Annotated in this window: 2 protein-coding genes; both read right to left on the bottom strand. The window is 71.7% G+C overall.

Features of this window, described 5'->3' with window-relative positions; translation table 11 throughout:
* Positions 1-126: 126 nt before the first annotated feature.
* A complete protein-coding gene (locus PKE44_RS18690; RefSeq protein WP_324554241.1) occupies positions 127-1,851 on the bottom strand; it encodes a hydrogenase maturation protein in 1,725 nt (574 codons plus the stop codon).
* Positions 1,851-2,092 (bottom strand): AIR synthase-related protein (locus PKE44_RS18685; protein ID WP_324554239.1); only part of this gene is annotated, 242 nt, incomplete at its 5' end. The genes PKE44_RS18690 and PKE44_RS18685, both read right to left, overlap by 1 nt.

Raw genomic sequence — 2,092 nt, 5'->3', positions numbered from 1 at the left:
CGAGCACGCGCGTGATCGTCTGCAGCGAACGCGGCTCGTCATCGACGACCAGCACGACCGGCAGCGGTGCGACCGCACTGCTGCTGCCGGCCGGGGCACGGAGCAGGTGCTCGTCCTCGGCGGCACTCATGACGGCTCGGGCGGCGTGCGCCGGCGGTGGATGGCCAGATGCAGCGGCGTCCACGATTGCGGCCGGCGGTGCACGAAGGCGTGACGCGCGACGTGGTAGCTCGGATCGAAGCCATAGAAGTTCAGCCGCATCCGTTCGAGCTCCTCGGCGCGGTAGATCGCCAGCGGCTTCTCGCGCTCGTCGGCGGCGTAGCCGTCGAGCTTGGCGGCGATCATGCGCGGGAAGTCCGGATCGGCGGCGACCGCACGCGCGTGCGCGTCGACGGCGTCCATGAAGCCGGCGGCCGGGCCGATGCAGCCGTCGATCAGGCCGATCGCCGCGGCCTCGTGCGCACCGAGCGGCAGGCGGCGGTCGAGCACGTGCGCGACGCCGTCCTCGCCGACGCGCTTGGGCAGCAGGTAGGTCCAGTACTCGGAGCCGTACAGGTTGCCCATGTTGCGGTAGTGCGGGTTCAGCACCACGCCGTCGTGCGCGAGGACTTCATCGGCGGCGAGCGCGAGGAAGCAGCCGCCGGCACCGGCGTTGCCGCGCAGGGCCGCGATCAGCCACAGGCCGCGGCATTCGAGCAGCTCGGCGACCAGATCATCCATGGCCTCGATGTTGTGCATCGACGCATCGGCCGGGCTGTCGGCCGCCTCGATCAGGCTCAGGTGGATGCCGTTCGACCAGAACTCCGGCCCGCCGGTCAGCACCAGCACGCGGATGCCGCGGCTGCGCGCCGTGCGCACGGCCTCGGCCAGCCGCCGGCAGTGCGCGCTGCCCATCGCGCCGTTGTGGAACGGGAAATCCAGCCAGCCGACGCCGTCGGCCTCGCGATAGACGATCAGGCCGTCGTCGTCCTCGGGCAGTTCGGGCAGATCGGTGAGGGCGGCGAGTTCCGCGGCCAGCGCCTGCGTCGCCGGCAGCTTCAGCGCGTGGTCGTCCTCGCGGCGCACATGACCGATCCAGACCGCGCCGTCGACGGTCGCGCGACAGACGGCCTCGCCGCGGCAGGCCAGCAGTTCGCCGGGGGCGCCGCGCAGCGTGTGTTCGGGGTGCGCGTCGTACAGCCGGCAGGTGACGCCGGCCAGCTCGCCGCGCACGCCGGGGTGGCCATCGGCGGAGTGGATTTTGCGCAGCACGTCGGCGGTGCGGTCGCTCGCCCAGTCGATCGTGCGCTCGGCGAGCGACACCGGCCGGTGCGCCCGTCCGGGCAGTCCCTCGTGCTGCGCTTCGGGCTGCCAGCCGGCGGCGAGGCGTGTCAGGGCTTCGAGCACGGCCTCGACCGCCGCGCCCGTGACTTCGCGCCGGTACAGGCTCGCCTTCGGCGCCTCGCGCATCGGGAAGCTGCGGTGTGCCCAGATCGGGCCGGCATCGAACTCGGCGACCGCCTGCAGCACGCTGACGCCCCAGTGCGAACGGCGTTCAAGGATGGCGCGATCGAGTGCCGCCGGGCCGCGGTCGCCGGGGATGCCCGGATGCACGACCAGACAGGGCAGGTTGCGCCAGATCGCCTCGGGGATCGCGCGCTTCAGGTACGGTGCGAGCACGACATCGGGGCGGAACAGCTCGACGGCTTCGAGCGTGATCGAATCGTGGATGTCGTACTCGACCGACAGCACGTGGCCGCGGGCGGCGAGTTCGACGTGCAGGCGCTGGCTCAGCGAATTGAAGCCGTGTACCAGCATCAGGATGCGCAGCCGCGGCGTTGCCGAGGGCAGCAAGGCTTCTTCGGCGGCCATCAGCAGATCCTCGGCAGCTGTTCGCCGGCGATCCAGTCGACGATGCGCCGGCCACCGAAGCCGGTTTCGAGCTCGACGAAGTGCTGGCCGTCGGCCGTGCAGACGCCGATGCGTGCCGCCTCGCGCCCGAGCGGGTGTGTGCGCAGTACGGCGAGCGCGGTTTCGGCGTGCTCCGGATCGACGATCGCGATCAGCTTGCCTTCGTTGGCGACGTACAGCGGGTCGAGGCCGAGGAACTCGC

This window comes from Plasticicumulans sp. (genome assembly GCF_035331805.1).
In the GTDB taxonomy this organism is placed as follows: domain Bacteria; phylum Pseudomonadota; class Gammaproteobacteria; order Competibacterales; family Competibacteraceae; genus Plasticicumulans.
This window is presented reverse-complemented; position numbering and strand designations above follow the sequence as displayed.

Excerpts from the sequence above, each read along its gene's own strand:
- PKE44_RS18690 (WP_324554241.1), bottom strand. The coding sequence starts at position 1,851 with ATGGCCGCCGAAGAAGCCTTGCTGCCCTCGGCAACGCCGCGGCTGCGC.